This window comes from Alkaliphilus transvaalensis ATCC 700919, assembly GCF_000621485.1.
Taxonomy (GTDB): Bacteria; Bacillota; Clostridia; order Peptostreptococcales; family Natronincolaceae; genus Alkaliphilus; species Alkaliphilus transvaalensis.
The window spans coordinates 1-18,349 of record NZ_KK211288.1; the positions used below are offsets into that span (position 1 = coordinate 1).

18 protein-coding genes and 1 other annotated feature are annotated in these 18,349 nt (G+C 34.9%); of the genes, 4 read left to right on the plus strand and 14 right to left on the minus strand.

The annotated features are described in order from the left end of the window. Positions 1-68: 68 nt before the first annotated feature. Entirely contained in the window at positions 69-1,070 is a 1,002-nt protein-coding gene (trpS, locus tag T335_RS0118260; protein WP_026478815.1) for a tryptophan--tRNA ligase, read from the minus strand. An 82-nt stretch (positions 1,071-1,152) separates the two neighbouring features. After that, positions 1,153-1,379, minus strand: a binding site (T-box leader). A gap of 558 nt (positions 1,380-1,937) precedes the next feature. On the opposite strand from trpS, the gene T335_RS0118265 reads away from it, so the two are divergent. Next, the gene (locus T335_RS0118265) at positions 1,938-3,659 is read left to right on the plus strand and encodes a 2-oxoacid:acceptor oxidoreductase subunit alpha (RefSeq protein ID WP_026478816.1); all 1,722 of its coding nucleotides are present in this window, start codon (positions 1,938-1,940) and stop codon (positions 3,657-3,659) included. Then, positions 3,659-4,519: a 2-oxoacid:ferredoxin oxidoreductase subunit beta gene (locus tag T335_RS0118270; protein WP_026478817.1), complete on the plus strand. Its 861-nt coding sequence runs from the start codon at positions 3,659-3,661 to the stop codon at positions 4,517-4,519. Before T335_RS0118265 ends, T335_RS0118270 begins: the two co-directional genes overlap by 1 nt. Here T335_RS0118270 and T335_RS0118275 read toward each other — a convergent pair. Then, positions 4,506-4,721 carry a hypothetical protein gene (locus T335_RS0118275; RefSeq protein ID WP_026478818.1) on the minus strand — a complete coding sequence of 72 codons (216 nt, stop codon included), beginning with the start codon at positions 4,719-4,721 and terminating at the stop codon, positions 4,506-4,508. The two genes, T335_RS0118270 and T335_RS0118275, sit on opposite strands and share 14 nt — an antisense overlap. A 274-nt stretch (positions 4,722-4,995) precedes the next feature. Here T335_RS0118275 and T335_RS0118280 point away from each other — a divergent pair, with 274 nt between their 5' ends. Together T335_RS0118280 and T335_RS21285 are read left to right on the plus strand one after the other, a co-directional pair. Next, entirely contained in the window at positions 4,996-6,810 is a 1,815-nt protein-coding gene (locus T335_RS0118280) for a heme NO-binding domain-containing protein (protein ID WP_026478819.1), read from the plus strand. Between the two features lie 185 nt (positions 6,811-6,995). Next, positions 6,996-7,742, plus strand: coding sequence for a CAP domain-containing protein (locus T335_RS21285; RefSeq protein ID WP_084281490.1), 747 nt, complete (start codon positions 6,996-6,998; stop codon positions 7,740-7,742). Between the two features lie 37 nt (positions 7,743-7,779). On the opposite strand, the gene T335_RS21290 is transcribed toward T335_RS21285, so the two are convergent. The 12 genes from T335_RS21290 to T335_RS0118345 all read right to left on the minus strand — a co-directional run bounded on the left by T335_RS21290 (position 7,780) and on the right by T335_RS0118345 (position 18,184). Further along, positions 7,780-8,010, minus strand: a complete 231-nt coding sequence (locus T335_RS21290) for a glutaredoxin family protein (protein ID WP_084281492.1) — start codon at positions 8,008-8,010, stop codon at positions 7,780-7,782. 110 nt (positions 8,011-8,120) lie between these two features. Continuing rightward, positions 8,121-8,666, minus strand: coding sequence for a D-glycero-alpha-D-manno-heptose-1,7-bisphosphate 7-phosphatase (locus T335_RS0118295; protein WP_026478820.1), 546 nt, complete (start codon positions 8,664-8,666; stop codon positions 8,121-8,123). An 18-nt stretch (positions 8,667-8,684) separates the two neighbouring features. Further along, on the minus strand, positions 8,685-8,900 hold the full coding sequence (locus tag T335_RS0118300) for a hypothetical protein (protein ID WP_242837328.1): 216 nt from the start codon (positions 8,898-8,900) through the stop codon (positions 8,685-8,687). Between the two features lie 88 nt (positions 8,901-8,988). After that, positions 8,989-10,374 carry a sigma-54 interaction domain-containing protein gene (locus tag T335_RS21295; RefSeq protein ID WP_051569407.1) on the minus strand — a complete coding sequence of 462 codons (1,386 nt, stop codon included), beginning with the start codon at positions 10,372-10,374 and terminating at the stop codon, positions 8,989-8,991. A gap of 16 nt (positions 10,375-10,390) precedes the next feature. After that, on the minus strand, positions 10,391-10,753 hold the full coding sequence (locus T335_RS0118310) for a DUF1667 domain-containing protein (RefSeq protein WP_330371291.1): 363 nt from the start codon (positions 10,751-10,753) through the stop codon (positions 10,391-10,393). Position 10,754: 1 nt separating this feature from the next. After that, positions 10,755-12,020: an NAD(P)/FAD-dependent oxidoreductase gene (locus tag T335_RS0118315; RefSeq protein ID WP_026478823.1), complete on the minus strand. Its 1,266-nt coding sequence runs from the start codon at positions 12,018-12,020 to the stop codon at positions 10,755-10,757. Between the two features lie 15 nt (positions 12,021-12,035). Further along, positions 12,036-13,526: an NAD(P)/FAD-dependent oxidoreductase gene (locus T335_RS21300; protein ID WP_330371292.1), complete on the minus strand. Its 1,491-nt coding sequence runs from the start codon at positions 13,524-13,526 to the stop codon at positions 12,036-12,038. 188 nt (positions 13,527-13,714) lie between these two features. Then, positions 13,715-15,214, minus strand: coding sequence for a glycerol kinase GlpK (glpK, locus tag T335_RS0118325; protein WP_026478824.1), 1,500 nt, complete (start codon positions 15,212-15,214; stop codon positions 13,715-13,717). A gap of 31 nt (positions 15,215-15,245) precedes the next feature. Next, positions 15,246-16,070 carry an MIP/aquaporin family protein gene (locus T335_RS0118330; protein WP_051569409.1) on the minus strand — a complete coding sequence of 275 codons (825 nt, stop codon included), beginning with the start codon at positions 16,068-16,070 and terminating at the stop codon, positions 15,246-15,248. A gap of 195 nt (positions 16,071-16,265) precedes the next feature. Next, positions 16,266-16,829, minus strand: a complete 564-nt coding sequence (locus T335_RS0118335; RefSeq protein ID WP_026478826.1) for a glycerol-3-phosphate responsive antiterminator — start codon at positions 16,827-16,829, stop codon at positions 16,266-16,268. Between the two features lie 497 nt (positions 16,830-17,326). Next, positions 17,327-17,587 (minus strand): metal-sensitive transcriptional regulator, encoded by a 261-nt coding sequence (locus T335_RS0118340; protein ID WP_026478827.1) that lies wholly within the window; start codon positions 17,585-17,587, stop codon positions 17,327-17,329. Between the two features lie 117 nt (positions 17,588-17,704). Next, positions 17,705-18,184 (minus strand): 4Fe-4S binding protein, encoded by a 480-nt coding sequence (locus tag T335_RS0118345; protein WP_026478828.1) that lies wholly within the window; start codon positions 18,182-18,184, stop codon positions 17,705-17,707. Between the last annotated feature and the right edge of the window lie 165 nt (positions 18,185-18,349).

Genomic DNA, 18,349 nt, shown 5'->3' on the forward strand with positions numbered 1-18,349 from the left:
CGTATGTTTTAATACGTAAGGGTGCTAGGTTTTTGCAGTGACGATGAAGATGGGGGCTTTTCAACAGGCTAACGGGGTAATAAACCGACTTTACTCCTCACATCCTTCATCGTCCCCTCAGCAATTTCCCTTGCTCTTTCTGCCCCTCGTTTATAGACAGTCTCTACATAGTCCATATTATTTTTGTAGTTATCATATTTTTCTTTAAAGGGTCTTAAAGCTTCAATAATTACTTCGGCTAGTTCTTTTTTGAAGGCGCCATATCCTTTTCCATCATATCTTGCAACAACTTCGTCTATCGATATATTAGCTACTGTCGAATAGATTGTAATTAGATTCTTTATGCCTGGTTGTTCGTCAGAATAAACTACTCTATTTTCACTATCGGTTACAGCTCGTTTCATTTTCTTTAGAATTACATCCTCTGAGTCCATTAAAAAGATTGTTCCGTTTAGATTTTCATCTGACTTAGACATCTTTTTATCAGGCTCTTGAAGACTCATTATTCTTGCTCCGACCTTTGGTATGTGATGTTCTGGTACAACAAAGGTTTCTCCATGGGCTTGGTTAAATCTCATGGCGATATCTCTACAAAGTTCTAGGTGTTGCTTTTGGTCTTCCCCTACTGGTACGGTGTTTGTCTGATAAAGTAAAATATCAGCTGCTTGTAGTGCCGGATAGGTATATAACCCCGCATTAATATTATCCTTATGTCTTTGAGACTTCTCTTTAAATTGAGTCATTCGATTTAGTTCACCCATATAGGTATGACAATTTAATATCCATGCTAATTCAGTATGCTGTGGCACATGGGACTGAAAAAAGATAATATTTTTTTCTGGATCTAATCCACAAGCTAAATATTGAATTAAAAAAGAGGTACATGTTTCTCTAAATTCCTTTGGATTTTGTCTAACAGTTAATGAGTGAAGATCGACGATAGAATATAAACATTGATAATCTTGCTCTAAAGCCTTCCAGTTTTGAATCGCCCCAATATAGTTCCCCAAGGTTAAGCTCCCCGTTGGTTGTGCTCCACTAAAAATAATTTTCTGATGGTTATTCGCCATCTCCTTCACCTTCCTTTACTTAATTTTTTATTTGATTTTAATAATAGAAATATAAAACAAAAAACTCCCCATCTCTATAAAATATAGAGACGAAGAGTTATCTCCGTGGTACCACTCTAATTGTGCTAATGCACCCCTTTGCGGTTGAACTATCAACCCTTCCCAATAACGGAGGAAAACCGTCGCAGCCTACTATAATTCAACTGGCACTCGTAAGCCCATTCAAAACAGCCTTTGCGTCGAACTTCCACCATCATCGACTCGCTTATGCAAATAACTATTTTTACTCTCCTTACTCATCGCTTATTCCATATTATATTAAAATGAATTATATAATGAAATGTTTAATTCTGTCAACTTAATTATCTCCTTTTCCATTGTAAATTATGTTTTAGAAAAGATATTTTTAGAAACTGATGAAATTACACTATCTATTTTAAATTGTACTAGTTTAAAATTAAAGAGAATAAAAGGTTACTACTTACGCTTCAATGAATATAATATTAAATTGTATTAATATATGATTAATAACTTAAAACTTTTGGTAGTAATATAAAAGTATAGTCATTAATATAGGAAGTTACATTTAAAGAAGATTTTTTTAAGAAGAGTTTTGCTTAGGACATTATAACAGAGAAAAAGAACTACCTTTATGAAACAATGGCTTCCATCTAGTAAAATTTATTGGAAATCTTTTGTTGAAATACATTAGGACAATTATGATTTAGTCTCAAAACTTAAAAACCCATAATCTCCTATGTATTATATAAAATAACCTTAAAAGGTAATAAATAAACCTATATAAATAACATAAAATAATCTTCTAAGTGTAATTACCTTAATATTATGTAATAGGGAGTGAATAAATTGAATAATAGTATGTCCCTCTTAATAGGTGGTGTACAGGGTGAAGGCGTCATCAGTACAGCAGAAAATTTAATGAAGACCCTATCTTCCCTTGGATACTACTGTTTTGAAAAAAGAAATTTCTCCTCTAGAATTAAAGGAGGCAACAGTAGTATCGTAATAAACATAGGCCTAGAGAAAAAGTTGTGGGTTGAGGATGAAGTATCATTTATTGTGGCTTTAGACCAAGAGACAATAGATCTTTATCATCCTCTACTCGAAGAAAATGGTATCATTTTTTATGATTCAACAATCACACCTGACCCAACTCTATTAAAGAAAGGCTTAAAACTCCATGCCCTTCCCATCAGTGAAATTGCTAAAAAGAACGGTTCTCTGATTATGAAAAATACTTCTGCTATGGGTTTTATTGGCGTTTTGTTAGGGATTTCTGAAGGGAACTTAATAGAAGTCATCACCAAAAAATTCAAGAAAAAAGGTCAAGATATTATTGAGAAGAACATTAAAGTTTTAGACCATGTTTTCCAACATGCTAATGAAAACCTAAATGAATATTCAAATTTTATATTGAATTCTATTCAGAAAAACAAACGCCCCCTAATGCTAGGAAATCATGGTGTTAGCTTAGGTGCATTAATGGCAGGGTGCCGTTTTGTTGCCTCCTATCCTATTACTCCTGCTTCAGAAATTATGGAGACATTAGGTGTTTTACTACCTAAATATAAAGGAATTATGCTTCAGGTTGAAGATGAAATTGCTGCAGTTAATATGATTATTGGAGCTGCCTATGGTGGCGTTAGAAGTATGACTGCAACTTCTGGCCCTGGTATCTCTTTAATGATGGAGGGGATTGGTTTAGCAGGCATGACAGAAACCCCCATTGTTATTGTAAATTCCCAAAGGGTGGGCCCCAGTACTGGTATGCCTACAAAACATGAACAAAGTGATTTGATAGGTCTCTATTTTGGTGGCCATGGAGAATATCCAACCATTATCTTAACGCCTTCTACTGTGGAGGAATGTTTTTATTCAACCATTAGAGCCTTTAATCTAGCCGATAAATATCAATGTCCTGTAATAATCTTATTGGACTTAACTTTATCCCTTTCAAATCAAACTATTGATCAGTTAGACTATAGCAAGATTGAAATTGATAGAGGAAAAATCTTTGGAGCCAGTGAAATACAGCAAGGCTACAAACGTTTTCAATTTACAGAAGATCATGTTTCTACAAGGGCGATTCCTGGGACAAAAGGGGGAATTCACCATACTACTGGCTTAGAACATAGTGAAATTGGACTTCCAATGGATACACCTTTAAATAGAAAAAAAATGATGGAGAAAAGAATGGAAAAAACATATATCCTTCAATCTAGTAATGAGATCATTATTAAAGAAAACAAACCTACAAGTAACAATAATGTACTGGTACTTACCTTTGGAAGTACCTATGGCATCATTAAAGGGGCTATTGAAAAGAATAATATTCCTGTAGACTTTGGTTACTTTCAAATGATTAAACCCCTCCCGATAAAACAGCTAGAAAATTTATTCGCTAAATATGATCATATTATTGTTGTGGAAAACAACTATTCACAACAATTAGCCACAATTATTAGAAGTGAAGTAGGTTACCATGATAAGATTCATAGTGTTACAAAATATGACGGAACCACCTTTACATTAGGTGAGATTATAACTGAGATTGGAAGGTGGGTATAATGGCTAACATGAAGGATTATAGCAACAATATTATTCCTAATTGGTGCCCTGGTTGTGGTCATTTCTCGATTCAAAGGGCATTACAGGTGGCAGCTTCAAAACTAGAAATACCCAATGAAAAATTAGCAATTGTCTCGGGAATCGGTTGTTCAGGTAGAATCTCTGGCTATATGAATTCCTATAGTTTCCATGGAATACATGGCCGATCCCTGCCAATTGCCCAAGGGATAAAGGCGTCAAATCGAGACTTGACAGTCATTGCTGCTGGTGGGGATGGAGATGGTTTTGCTATTGGTCTAAGCCATACCCTGCACGCCATTAGAAGAAATATTAATATGACCTATATTGTCTTAAATAACCAAATTTACGGCCTAACAAAGGGCCACACTTCTCCATTAAGTGAAGTAGGTTTTGAAACAAAAAGTACTCCTACTGGATCAATTGAAACCCCCATACGCCCAGGCATTGTTGCATTAGCAAATGGAATTACCTTCCTTGGTCAAGGGTTTTCTGGTTACCAAGAGCAATTGGTGGACATTATTATAAAAGCAATTCAGCATGAGGGATTCTCTATGGTTAATGTCTTCAGCCCTTGTATTACCTATAATAAAATTAATACCTATCAATGGTTTAGAGAACACTTAATTAACCTAGATGAAGAGGAAAATAAAAAGCCCCTTAACTATCAAGAGGCCATGAATAGACTAATCGAAACTGAAGGCCTTTGTACAGGTGTAATATATCAAGATCCAACTTCTCACTCTTACCTTGATAAACTACAACCTGAAAAAAAGCCCCTCAGCCATCTTAACTTAAAAATTCCAGAGGAAGACTTCAATAATCTAATTAATCTATATTAGTTAAATCCATTTGAGCTTCTAGCTCTTGAACCCGTTCCTCTAGGTCATTAATTTTATTGATTAAATATTCAACCGAGTTTACATCTACGTCATCTTTTTTATCTTTAAAATACTTTAGTATTAATATGGTTACAACAACTGGTACTCCTAATAAAACCAGCACAACAATCAAATTAATAATTTGAAAAATACTAAATTTCATTCGGGCTCCTCCTTAAAGATTATATAAAAATATTATAGCATAGATTACCCTTAACAAAGTCTTTCTTCAGAAGATTTATTGGATGACTTCGTTGAAACTGATCACGTAAAGTTCTTTTATATTTAAATAACTAAAAGAGAGCTTTCCTATTTCTTACAGTATAGCCCAAGTATTTGGGCTTTTTTTATTTAAAATATTTGCAATTATAGGTTTTAACCACTATAATTTGGGTATAGATTATTTATTGCAATTAAAAACTAAGGAGCGTGATTAAATGAAGGGTACAGTTGTTTCCACATGGTTAAACAGCTTAAAAAACCTATTCGGCGAAGATCTTGTCAATAGGGCTACCCAGTCTATTCAATGGAATAAGGATCGAATTATTAGTCCATTGGAGGACATATCTGATGAAGAAATCTTTTCAGTCTTCAGCTTTATCGCTAAGGAAACGGACCAAGCAGTAGGCGATATATGGCGAAAAGTTGGACAACAAAACATCTACAGCTTTCAAAAATGGTTCCCTTCATACTTTGAAAGATATAGTCTAAAGGGTTTCTTACTTATGATGGATAGCGTTCATGCACAATTAACCAAAATGATTAAAGGCGCTAATCCTCCTCGTCTAATTCCTAATGAGATTAATGAAAGAGAGATACAAATTACTTATATCTCTAAGCGGGGCTTATTCGACTACTTCTTAGGCTTACTAGAAGGAAGTTCTGCTTATTTTAATGAAAAATTAGAGTATAAGATTTTAGAATCTGGTAAAACAGAAGATCAGAAACATTTTATGAAGGTGCATCTATATTTAGAAAAATCCCCTGACCGGATTATTAAGCCAACCACATCTAAATTAATGGGCTTTTTTATTTTTAATAAATTACCTCTTAAGGTTAGTATCCTCCCATCATTGGTTTTGTTTGGTTTATTAAATTTATTTAATCAAGATGCTGGTTTAATGATTAATGGACTACTTTCTTTAGCAACCTTTATTAGTATTATCTTAGTGGCCCATATTGTCATGAAACCCCTCAATTATATAGAGGAAGACATAAAAAAACTTAAAGATTTAGATTTTGCCAGCAAGTCTATACTAAGAAGTAATGATACAACAGAAGAAATTATGAATCATCTAAACGCTGCTAAGGAAGCTGTTAAGTCAGACTTTTTATTCCTTAAAGGTGGTACAGATGATATGGACAACTATTTACGGGAATTTTCTCTAATTACTGCCAATATGAAGGATTTATCCGACACAATTTCATCTGTTGTTCACGAAGTTGCTCTAAGTGCCTCTAGTCAGGCCGATGAAACGGAACATGCTGTCTCCATCTTAGATCAATATATTACCACCCTTAGCGAGATCGTTGATGAAGAAACAGATGGTAAAAACCGTCTAGAATCTTCTGTAGAACAACTGAAAAAATCCTATGAGTCTATTCATAAGGTTAATACCATGATCAACTCTGTTAAGTCAAATTTCGATAATGTTAATCAACAGGGTCAAGATCTTGCATCACAGGCTACAAAGATTATGGAAATCAGCTCTACTGTAGAGCAAATTGCAGATCAAACCAATCTACTAGCCTTAAATGCAGCAATTGAAGCTGCCCGAGCCGGAGAAGCTGGAAGAGGTTTTACTGTTGTTGCAGAAGAGATTAGAAAACTAGCCGAAAACTCTAAAACATCTGTTCATGACATTAATGAAAACCTAGAATATTTTATTGAAATGATCAATAAGTTTGTTAAGGAAATCGCAGAACAACATCATCAATTAGAGGCTAGTAATGCAACATTAGACCAAGTTACCATTGATAATCAAGCTTCTACCTCTGAAATTGTAGAGGTTTCTAATGTCATTGTAAAATTAATTACACAACTATCCACCGAAACTGAAAGATTATCAGGGGTAGTTGAAAATGTCCATGCACTAGCAGCAATAGCAGAAGAAAACTCAGCATCTTCTCAGGAAATGAGTTCAAGTGTAACTCAATACTCTGAACAAGTAAAGGATTTAACCGATCATATTAAGCAATTTGAAGTTCTAATTTCCAACTTTAGATCAGAGTTACAAAAATACAAGATTTAAAATACAATATTAAGATATAAAGAATTAAAATATCAAATATAAACCCTTATTTTTCAAGTTGACTATTTCACTTTTAAAATAAGGGTTTTGCTTTTTTTGGAAATTTTTTCTGTGTTAAATACTGATTTTTTTATATTTTATAATTTATATTTTTTTTGCAAATAATATTTTTTGGGGGTGAGGTATTGATAAAAACGAAAAAAATTTATCTACTAGTGGCTTTTTTACTAATCTCTTTTATGATCGTTTCTTGTAGAGATCATCTGCCACCAAAAGTTGCCATTAAAAATTCTTCTATTTATAAAGAAGGTGAAGTTAAAGAAATTCTTATAAAGGAAGATATGACAGAAGTCTATTCTGGTAAAAATCCTAATTTATCGGTTGTTGCAACCTATAACAATGGTGATCTTTTGAAGGTAATTGGTGTAACGGATGATTGGTATGTGGTCCTTTTAGAAGATCAACAGGTAGGCTGTGTTGAAAAGAGCAAGGCAGTACCCTATGTGGAGGGAAGAGATACTAAGGATAATGTCATTTTAGACGATCATCTACTTGCCGAGGAAAAAGAAATGGTTGATTTAATCAACAAAGAACGAATTGAGGTTGGCTTAGAACCTTTAATAATTGATTTAACCCTTACTAAAATAGCTCGGCTAAAATCTAAGGATTTAATTGAAGAAAATTATTTTAATCATTATTCTCCTACCTATGGAAGCCCCTTCGAAATGATGGAAAAATACAAAATAGACTATCTCTTTGCAGGCGAAAACCTAGCAGGCCATAATAGTGTAATTGGGGCCCATCATTCATTAATGAATTCTACTACCCATCGTCAAAACATACTTAATCCTACCTTTACCCACATTGGCATTGGAATGGAAAAGGGAGGTCCCTATGGAAAGGTTTTTACACAAATGTTTATCGGCAGATAAAAAGAGGTGTTTAATTTAACACCTCTTTTTTTTAAGATTATCCTAATAAATCTTCTAATTTTTCTTTATCAAAACCAACTACCATTTCATCATTAATCTTCACAACAGGTACTGCCATGATACCTGCCTTCATTAATTCTTTTCTAGCAGCTGGGTCTGTTTGTACATTTTTTTCAACATAACTTACACCTTTTTCTGAAAGAAACTCTTTCACCGTTACACAGTGAGGTCATGTATTACTTGTAAATACGATGATTTCCTTATCCATTTTAGTTCCTCCTTAAAATTATATAGTAGTCGTTTTAATAAAACTTCTCTTTGTTAGTGTATGTAGTCTATCCCTATATATTTTAGCATAATTTACATGTTAAAACAAAGTTATTCAGTTTCGGCAATGATGGCTTCAATTACCGCCTCCAAATCAACCCTTCGATCAACCCTTCGATGACTGAGTTCTCCTTCGTTTATATCTGCCCTTGAATCAATTTCTCCTATTTTTGCGGTGAAACAACCGACTTGAATTCCTGCTGTAATATCAGTATCACGATCACCAACCATCCAGCTGTTCATTAGATCAATATCATACTTTTCAGCCAGTTGTAGGATCATGCCTGGTTTAGGTTTTCTACAATCACTAAACTTCTTAAAATCGGGACAATAAACAATGTCCCTAAACTTACAATACCCTTCTAATAGCTCTTCTAAACGGTCATGTATTTTTTTTAATTGTTCATGGGTTAAGTGCCCTAGTTCGATTCCCCCTTGATTCGTTACGACAAACAACTCAAAGCCTGCTTCTTGGGCCTTTTTCAAGGCTTCTGGTACTCCTTCATACAGAACTAATTCTTCTGGCTTATTGACGTGCTTGTTATAATTATCATTCAATACACCATCTCTATCAAAAAAAATTGCTGTTTTTTTCATATTCTTTCCCTCCAGAATTTAGCAGGTTACTCGATCACTAAAATACTCCCTTAACCCCTTCCTAATTTCCCTTCTAGAATAAATTGGGTCCCCATATTCTTTTATGTTATTATACTGAATTAATTCTATAATAGCATCCATATTAAATTTATTAATTTCACCAACACCCTCAAAAAAATTTCTTTCTTTTTCTAATAGCTCTAGATGTTTAAAAATATCTTTTTCTTTTTCCATTTCCATCTTCCTCCTTTTACTCTTATTATATTGTTGTACGGAAGATGGAAATGTATACTTCATCTTAATTAATTGCCTTAAGATAATTTTAGTCTAGCAATTGATACTTTCTAGCCTTAAAGGCTACAGTTTTATGAGATATTCCCAAAACCTTACCTGCAGCGTTAAAACTTCCATAACGTTTAAGGGCCAACGCTATCATTTCCCTTTCATATTCCTCCATTAATGCCATTTCACCTTCTGGTTTTAGATTAATTAGTCCATTTTCAGCTACACCATCTACATTTCGATTATACACATGGGAAATATAGTCTGGAATATCCTCTAACGTAATTTCATCTCCCTCTACCAAAACCATTAATCGTTCCATTAAATTTTCCATTTCTCTAATGTTCCCCGACCAATCATATAACAGAAAGGCATCTTTTACCCCTTGGGATATTTTTTTCCCTCTAACATTAAACCTTTTACTTATTTTAACAACAAAATAGTCACTTAATTCTAAAATATCTTCTTTCCGTTCTCTTAATGGTGGCAATTGAATTGGAATAACATTTAAACGATAATATAGGTCCTCCCTAAACTTCCCTGTTTCCACTAATCCCTTAAGATCCCGATGGGTGGCAGCGATAATTCTTAAATTACACTGAAGTGTTTCACTTCCTCCAACTCTCTCAAATTTCTTGTCCTGTATTACCCTTAGTAACTTAACCTGCATTTCTAATGGCATATCTCCAATTTCGTCTAAAAAAATCGTTCCTTCATTTGCTTGTTCAAATTTTCCTATTCTTCTTTTAATAGCTCCTGTAAAGGCTCCTTGCTCGTGTCCAAACAGCTCTGACTCTAATAAATTAGCAGGAATGGCACCGCAATTTACCTTTACAAAGGGTTTTCCACTATAGGGACTTGATTCATGTATGGCACTAGCTACTAATTCTTTTCCAGTGCCACTTTCACCATTAATTAATATTGTAGAGCGGGTGTTGGAAGCCCTTTCAGCAATTTTCAACTCTTTCTTAAGCTTAGGATTATTACCTATAATATTATTAAAGGCTTTTTTCAATTCTACAAACTCCTCTTGAGGTTTAAAAGTGAAATTCTTAGTCGACGCTTCTTCCCGATAAATGGCCATGACACCCTTGTATTCATCACCCTTCCATATTGGTGATGCTGATGCACTAATTGATCTATTAATAAAAGGGGTATTAATAAAACCCTGTAACTTTTTCATGGTTTTTAATGAGGCTAATAATAAATCATCATTGGGGACTTGATGAATTCCCTTTCCAGTAAATGTATGTCTGCTGACCCCAAATAGTTTTTCATAAGCGGGATTCATATATTCAATTTTTCCACCTTCATTAACGATTAAAATTCCCTCTAGAGCATGGTGAAATAGTTCCTCATACTGTAGAGTTGGTTTAAGTTCGGTAATATTTGAGTAATTTAAGTGGGTAACATTTACTTTTTTCATCTTCTTCCCCTACCTTCTACATACTTCTTGTAGCTATAACATCTATTTCTAACCCCAATAGGTTTTTAATAATTACATCTCCAACCTTGATTGGCCCATCCAGTTGAACAGCTTCTAATTCTTTCATACATTCAAAAATTTTATCCTTTGGGATTGCATCACTGGTTCTTACAGGCAATCGACTTAAGTGGGCATTTTTAATTTTCACAGTTGATGTCACCATTCTAGTGGGATTAGTCATCTCTTTAACGCCATATTTCTCCCCTCTAGGACATTTATTTCCCGTTACAATATATCGAGTATTTCCATTTGTTATGGTCTCCACTTCCATTTTACATCCTAATGGGCAGGCAATACACACCATTGAAGTTTTCATCATTTTATACCTCCTCTTGCTGTAGCGCCACAGTAATTTCTTTTCCAACAACTCTTTCTAAATCTTCCAGATTCAATGTAATTGATTCCATTTCACCTGGTGCTAAATGATTTTTCTTAATCACTTTAATGATCTTATCATTATCTTTAACAACTAACTTAGCTCTATGATAAACGTTATCTACCCTAAGCATTAGGTCCAGATTCTTTTCAACATTTTCTAGTCTAATTTTTTGGGGTACAATGTACCTTACACCTTTACCTGCACTAGTAGAGATGGGCTTTTTCTCCCTTATTAATCGATCTTGAACATAGGCTGAAGCATTTTTACCTGCTTTTCTACTTTCTTCTGTCACCCAATCAACTAAGTCGTGGACATGGACCACATTTCCACAAGCAAAAATTCCTTCAACCGAAGTCTCCATAGACTCATTTACAATTGGCCCACCAGTAATAGGATCAATCTTTATGCCAGCACTTTTAGATAATTCGTTCTCTGGAATTAAACCCACTGAAAGCAATAGGGTGTCACACTTAAAGCTCTCTTCTGTTCCATCAATTGGTCGACGATTTTCATCGACTTGTGCAATGATTACCTCTTCAATGCGATCTCGTCCTTTAATATCAATTATCGTATGACTTAAATATAGGGGTATTTGGTAGTCTTCTAGACATTGTACGATATTTCTTGTTAAGCCTCCAGAATAGGGCATTATTTCAACTACCCCATGAACCCTTGCACCTTCTAATGTCATTCTTCTGGCCATAATTAGACCAATATCTCCTGACCCCAAAATAAGTACATTTTTACCAACCATGTATCCTTCCATATTAATAAATCTTTGGGCTGTACCAGCAGTAAATATTCCTGCTGCCCGTGTTCCTGGTATATTAATTGCACCTCTAGTCCTTTCACGACAACCCATGGCAAGAACAATTGCTTTAGCTTCAATTTCTATCAATCCATCTACAGTATTGATGGCCATTACCTTCTTATCCTCAGTAATATCTAATACCATCGTGTCTAATTTATATCGTATTCCTTGTTTTTTGAGTTCACAAATAAATCGCTCTGCATATTCTGGTCCTGTAAGTTCTTCTTTAAAAACATGCAGTCCAAAACCGTTATGGATACACTGCTGTAATATCCCTCCTAATTCACGATCTCTTTCTATAATTAAAATGTTGCTGGCTCCGTTTTCCTTTGCTTCAATGGCAGCGGCCAACCCAGCAGGTCCTCCACCGATAACAACAATATCATATTTTTCCACCTATATTCCCTCCCTTTATTTGTCCTGTGAAACTGCCACCAGCTGATCAGAATCTTCCTGATGTTTTGATGATTTAGTAGGTCCGGTTAGTAGATAAGAAGACTTACTATCCTTTACAACTTCTGTAATATCGACATTTAACTCCCTAGCTAATATTTCCATTACCCTTGGGCCACAAAAGCCCCCTTGACACCTTCCTGCCCCTGCCCGTGCCCTTCGTTTTACGGCATCTAAATTGGTTGCTCCTGCTTTTCTATTGATAATATCAACAATTTCTCCTTCTGTAATCTCTTCACAGCGACATATGATTCGACCATAGCGGGGATCTTTTTCTATCATAGCGGCTTTTTCTTCATTAGATAATTCCATAAAATTAATAACAGGTCTTCTATTAGGATTAAAGTCTTCCTTCCCTTGGAAATTCCCTGCAATCTCCTTCAACATTTCCACCACCATTTTTCCAATGGCAGGTGCCGCTGATAGTCCTGGTGAATCTATTGCAGCAACATTTATAAATCCTTTTGATTCTTTGGACTCTTCTATGATAAAATCATTTGTCGCAACCTTTGCCCTTAATCCTGCGAAGGATGTAATCACTGTTGAAAAAGGAAAGTTTGGCACGACCTTTTGGGCCTTTTCTTTTAAATATTTCAGTCCACCTATTGTTGTCTCCACTGCCCGAGGCTCATCAACGGCTTCAGCTGTAGGCCCAATTAATAGATTGCCATGGACTGTCGGTAATACTAATACGCCCTTTCCATGTTTGGTAGGTGTTTGGAAAACAACGCTATTTACATAGTTTCCTACACTTTTATCAAATAGGTTATATTCCCCTCTATTAGGTAATATCTTAAAACTGGGTGTATTTACCATGTTATTTATTCTGTCTGCAAAAAGTCCTCCGCAGTTAATGATGTATTTTGTTTGAAAGTGCCCTTCATCAGTAGTTACTAAAAAACCCTCTTGATTCTTTTCAATGGCAGTAACCTCAGTATTTAGTCTGATTTCAACGCCATTTTCTACAGCATTTTCTGCTAGAGCAATTGCTAGTTCCCATGGACCAACAATACCAGCTGAAGGAGCATAGAGTGCCCCTATAATCTCTTTACTTAAATTAGGTTCTATTTTCCTTACATCTTCTTGCTGGATAATTTCTAAATTTGGAACACCGTTAATTTTGCCTTGTTCATACAATTCCTTTAAAGTAACCATCTCTTCTTCACTAAAGGCCACCACTAGAGATCCAATTCTTTTAAAGGGTACACCTAACTCCTTACACAATGTATCGAACATGGCATTTCCTGCTACATTAGTTTTTGCTTTTAAAGTTCCCACTTTTGCGTCGTAACCAGCATGAACTATAGCACTGTTAGCCTTTGTCGTACCATTAGCGACATCATTTTCCTTATCTACTAAAATTGTATTTAATTTATATCTAGACAACTCTCTTGCAATGGCGGTTCCTATTATTCCCCCACCAATTATGGTCACATCATACACAGTCATCCACTCCTAACTTATCATTTACTTTATTAATATACAGCGGCAAATAAAAAAGCCACACAAAACAACCTATTTATTTTAATAGGTGCTTTATGTGGCTCTCCAAGTCTCAGCCATTAATTATTTTATTATGTCAATTATAACATTTAACTGTTATAGGGTAAAGAGTTGATTTAAATAAATCCTTACTCCTACTCTTCCTCTTCCCATTTTAAAGAACGTTCAACTGCTTTTTTCCAACCTTTATAAAGCTTTGCTCTTTGATCTTCCTCCATTGCGGAAGTAAAGGTTCTATCTACACTCCACTTGTTGGCAATTTCAGATTTATCTGTCCAATATCCTACGGCCAACCCTGCTAAATAGGCAGCTCCTAAAGCTGTGGTTTCTGTAATTTCTGGGCGATCCACCGTTACATTAAGGATATCCGATTGGAATTGCATTAAGAAATTATTTGCTACTGCACCACCATCTACCTTTAAGGCTTGAAGATTAATTCCAGAATCCTCCTGCATGGCTTCAAGTACATCTCTAGTTTGGAATGCAATAGACTCGAGGGTGGCTCGAATTAGATGCTCTGCCTTTGCCCCTCTAGTTAAACCCACTATCGTACCCCTTGCATACATATCCCAGTAGGGGGCTCCCATTCCAACAAAGGCAGGAACCACATATACACCATTGGAATCTGGAACCTTTGATGCAAGATATTCTGTATCTGCAGCATCTCGAATAATTTTTAATTCGTCCCTTAGCCATTGTACTGATGCTCCAGCAACAAATATACTACCTTCTAAAGCATACTCAACCTTTCCATCTACTCCCCATGCCAAGGTTGTTAGCAATCCATTTTTAGATGGTACAAATTTATCTCCAGTATTCATTAACATAAAGCATCCTGTTCCATAGGTATTTTTAGCCATACCTGGTTCAAAACATGCCTGACCAAATAAAGCTGCCTGCTGATCTCCTGCTGCTCCTGAAATTGGAATATCTGCTCCACCAAAGGTTTCATGGTCGGTATAGCCATAAACATAACTAGATGGTTTTACTTCTGGCAACATCGCTGCTGGAATGTCTAATTCCTTAAGAATTTTTTCATCCCACTTTAACTCTTTTATATTATATAACATTGTTCTAGATGCATTAGAGTAATCTGTCACATGAACTTTACCTCTCGTTAAATTCCAGATGAGCCAAGTATCAATATTACCAAATAATAGTTCACCTTTTTCTGCCCTATCTCTGGCACCCTCAACTTGGTCAAGAATCCATTTCACCTTAGTCCCTGAAAAATATGCATCGACTACTAATCCAGTATTGTTACGAATATAATCTTCTAACCCTCTTCTTTTTAAATCATCACAAATAGTAGCTGTTCTTCTACACTGCCATACAATGGCATTGTAGATTGGCTTACCAGTTGATTTTTCCCATACAACAGTCGTTTCTCTTTGATTAGTAATACCAATTCCTGCAATTTCACTAGGTTTGATTCCCGATCTCTCCAAAACCTCTCTAGCTACACCACTTTGGGTTCCCCAAATTTCCATTGGATCATGCTCTACCCACCCAGCCTTTGGGTAAATTTGTGTAAACTCCTTTTGCGCTGTTGCTACAACCTTTCCATCATGGTCAAATATAATTGCTCTTGAACTTGTTGTCCCTTGATCTAGTGCCATAATATACTTACGCATTCAATATTCCCCCTATTTAAATTCTATGAAATTAAGCAGTTTTTGATTCTGCAGTTTCTTCTTGATTACTAGGCATATATTTTCTAACAAAGTTATCATAAATAAAACCACCTGCTAATGCACCCAAAATTGGTCCCACTATAGGTACCCAGAAATAATTATTAGGAGCTGGTAAACCAATTCTACCCCATCCAGCCAAAGAAGCAAATAGCTTAGGTCCGAAATCCCTTGCTGGGTTCATTGCAAATCCTGTTAATGCACCAAAGGAACCACCGATAATGGCTATTGTAAGCCCGATTAATATTCCTGCAAAGGGTGCGTATTTACCTTTAGGTGCATTACCATTTCGATCATCTGTAACTGCTAATATGGCAATTAGTAGTAGTGCTGTAATAAATATTTCTACAAACATTGCATGAAAATTGCTTAATAATGCTTGAGGATAGGTTGAAAAAATACCAGCTGTAGAAACACTTTCAATACTTCCTCTAACAATGCCATTTGCTTGTTCGTAGGCCGCAAAAGATTTATTATATAAGCCAAATACCAATGCTGCACCGCTGAAACATCCAGCAATTTGTGCTACTATGTAAGGTCCAACTTTTTTCCATGAAAAACCTCTAAATACTGCTAAAGTAATGGTTACAGCAGGATTTATATGAGTGCCCGATACAGCGCCTGTAATATATATTGCCATAGTAACAGCAATTCCCCAAATTAAACTGATATCCCATAAATTATAAGACTCTCCCATCAGTACTAGTGCCGCTACAGACCCTGCCCCAACGGCGATTAAGATAAATGCCCCTATAAACTCTGCAAATAATTCTCCTAACAAAGTATCCTTCTTAATCATTTTTATTCCCCCATTTTTAATTTTTTCCTACCCTATACCTAATTTTCGCTGGCCATCAACTCCTCCCTTATAATAGTCGCCAAATAACCCACGTTTCCCTTGAAGCCACCTCCCATCTTATAAATGGTGTATCATTAAAACTGTAAAATAAATATCTCATAATTAAAACGTTTTCCTAAACAATAAAAATATCTACTACAGGCTCCATACTTCTTCTTTACTGGTGGATACAGCGATGGCACCCGCCTTAAGACTTTCGATTACATCCTCTTTATCAATAATTAGTCCCCCTGCAATAACAGGTGTTTTCGTTTCTTGATTTATCTTTCTAATTACCTTTGGCATAATACCTGGTAAAATTTCAATAGCATCTGGTCTTGTTGATTTAATCGATTTAATTCCAGTCTCCAAAGATAGGGTGTCAATAATAAAAAGTCTTTGAATTGTGAAGATGCCTAGATCCTTGGCATGTTTAATTAAGTTGCTCTTAGTTGTAATGATTCCGTCTGGCCTAATGTTATTATGAATATACTTTAAAGCCATGGCATCCCTTGCAAAGCCTTCTAGTAGGTCTAAATGAACATATATATCCATTCCTCCCTCCTTTACACGCCTTACTATCCCTCCAAGGTTATTGATATTACCAGTTAAAAGAAAAATAATTTGACTTGGAGACTGTATCGCAGCCTCCAACTTATTCAGATCACTAACGGCTGCAATGATTGGAGCATCCTGTGTTTTTTCATTAAATTGGTTCAACTTTATCTCCTCCTATGATCACAAAAATATAATGCAACTATTATGCCAATTTTTAAAATACTTAAATAACTACTTTTAGATAATATTTCTTTCTTCAGCTTGTACCTTTTTACCAATGGAAAGGTACCCTAGCATTTGATTGTTGGTAAAATGGTACAATAAATTAAATTAACTTAAGATATCTATATTATATCTCTTGCAGTTTTAGTAATAAAGCATAAATATTCAGATTATATATTTTTTAACAAATTATTAGTTACATCATATACTTTCGAATTTATGTGGTGTTAGTATAAAAGGATGACATGAAGAGTAGGATATTATAACGAGATCTGAAAGCAAAGGTCCCTATGAAACTAAGTGGAAAACGATATGATGATGAGTGTTTAAATTTATCGATTCCCCAAAATTAAAGGTCAAGTAATTAAATATACTTGACCCATGATTTTCTTTAAAAACATTATTTATTTGTATTTTGACTTGTATTTTATTCATTGCTACTTCATAAATTTAATAATTTCAGCGATTACTTTTTGAGCTTCTTCGCTGGTAATGTTATCCTTTACTAAGCAAGCCTTGGCGTGGTCTTCTATAATCAATAACCCAACCTTCTCAATAGAAGATTTTATGGCAGTAATTTGCATTAATACATCTTTGCATTCCTTCCCTTCCTCCACCATCTTTTCAATTCCTTGAATATGACCCTTTATTGTTTTTAATCGGTTTATAACATCTTTTCTTACGTCCTGTTCCCCCATCAACTTCACTTCCTTTTCCAGTTTCTTTGTTATTATTTTATATTATTTTCCCATAAATTAATATAAATAACAAAGAATTTTTGATGAAAGACTGAGACTGAATTAAAGTGATGCTAATTACGCTGAAGTTTTCTTTGCCTTTTGACGCTTATCAATTAACCCTGTGGCATAACCCATAGGGCAGATTTGACACCAGCTGCGGGGCTTAAATAGGATTCCCATTAAGATTCCTACAGAGGTAGACATGGCCATCATTCTAAAAATTGCAAAGGCCGTTTTAGTAAAATCTCCTTTAGCCATAATGAGTGAGATCGAGAACATTCCTAACATCCATAAAAGCATTAAATTTTTTACCAATTTATTATTGATCAACTTGGGTAGGCTATTATTAAAGCTAAGTTTTTTTAGGAAATTTCCAAGCATAGAACCCCTAGGGCAATATTTAGCACAATGAACCTTTCCACCCCCTCTTAGGGCTAAATAAATAGGGACAAACATACAAATTAGTCCTAAAATTCCAAAGCGTATATCAACAATCCCTAAAGTAAAAAATAAAACAATAAAAATCCAAGACCAAGACATAATTGATTTTTTCATTATTATTACCTCCCATTTAAATACCCTCCCCCATAGGGGGTGGTTATGTAATTATAATAAGATATTCTATAAAAATTGTCAAAGGTTTTTTTATATAGCGAAATGAAAATTGACTTCGTTATTGTTTCTGCCATCATTTTACACAATATAAAAAGGATGAATCTC

Bases quoted from the DNA above. Each gene is read 5' to 3' on its own strand.
- T335_RS21295 (WP_051569407.1), bottom strand. From the start codon at position 10,374: ATGAAAAAAGTAAATGTTACCCACTTAAATTACTCAAATATTACCGAA.
- T335_RS0118275 (WP_026478818.1), bottom strand. From the start codon at position 4,721: ATGAAATTTAGTATTTTTCAAATTATTAATTTGATTGTTGTGCTGGTT.
- T335_RS0118310 (WP_330371291.1), bottom strand. From the start codon at position 10,753: ATGATGAAAACTTCAATGGTGTGTATTGCCTGCCCATTAGGATGTAAA.
- T335_RS21300 (WP_330371292.1), bottom strand. From the start codon at position 13,526: ATGACTGTGTATGATGTGACCATAATTGGTGGGGGAATAATAGGAACC.
- T335_RS0118295 (WP_026478820.1), bottom strand. From the start codon at position 8,666: ATGAAAAAAACAGCAATTTTTTTTGATAGAGATGGTGTATTGAATGAT.
- T335_RS0118340 (WP_026478827.1), bottom strand. From the start codon at position 17,587: ATGGGGGAACAGGACGTAAGAAAAGATGTTATAAACCGATTAAAAACA.
- glpK (WP_026478824.1), bottom strand. From the start codon at position 15,214: ATGCGTAAGTATATTATGGCACTAGATCAAGGGACAACAAGTTCAAGA.
- T335_RS0118300 (WP_242837328.1), bottom strand. From the start codon at position 8,900: ATGGAAAAAGAAAAAGATATTTTTAAACATCTAGAGCTATTAGAAAAA.
- trpS (WP_026478815.1), bottom strand. From the start codon at position 1,070: ATGGCGAATAACCATCAGAAAATTATTTTTAGTGGAGCACAACCAACG.
- T335_RS0118330 (WP_051569409.1), bottom strand. From the start codon at position 16,070: ATGATTAAGAAGGATACTTTGTTAGGAGAATTATTTGCAGAGTTTATA.
- T335_RS0118345 (WP_026478828.1), bottom strand. From the start codon at position 18,184: ATGAAAAAATCAATTATGTCTTGGTCTTGGATTTTTATTGTTTTATTT.
- T335_RS0118280 (WP_026478819.1), top strand. From the start codon at position 4,996: ATGAAGGGTACAGTTGTTTCCACATGGTTAAACAGCTTAAAAAACCTA.
- T335_RS0118270 (WP_026478817.1), top strand. From the start codon at position 3,659: ATGGCTAACATGAAGGATTATAGCAACAATATTATTCCTAATTGGTGC.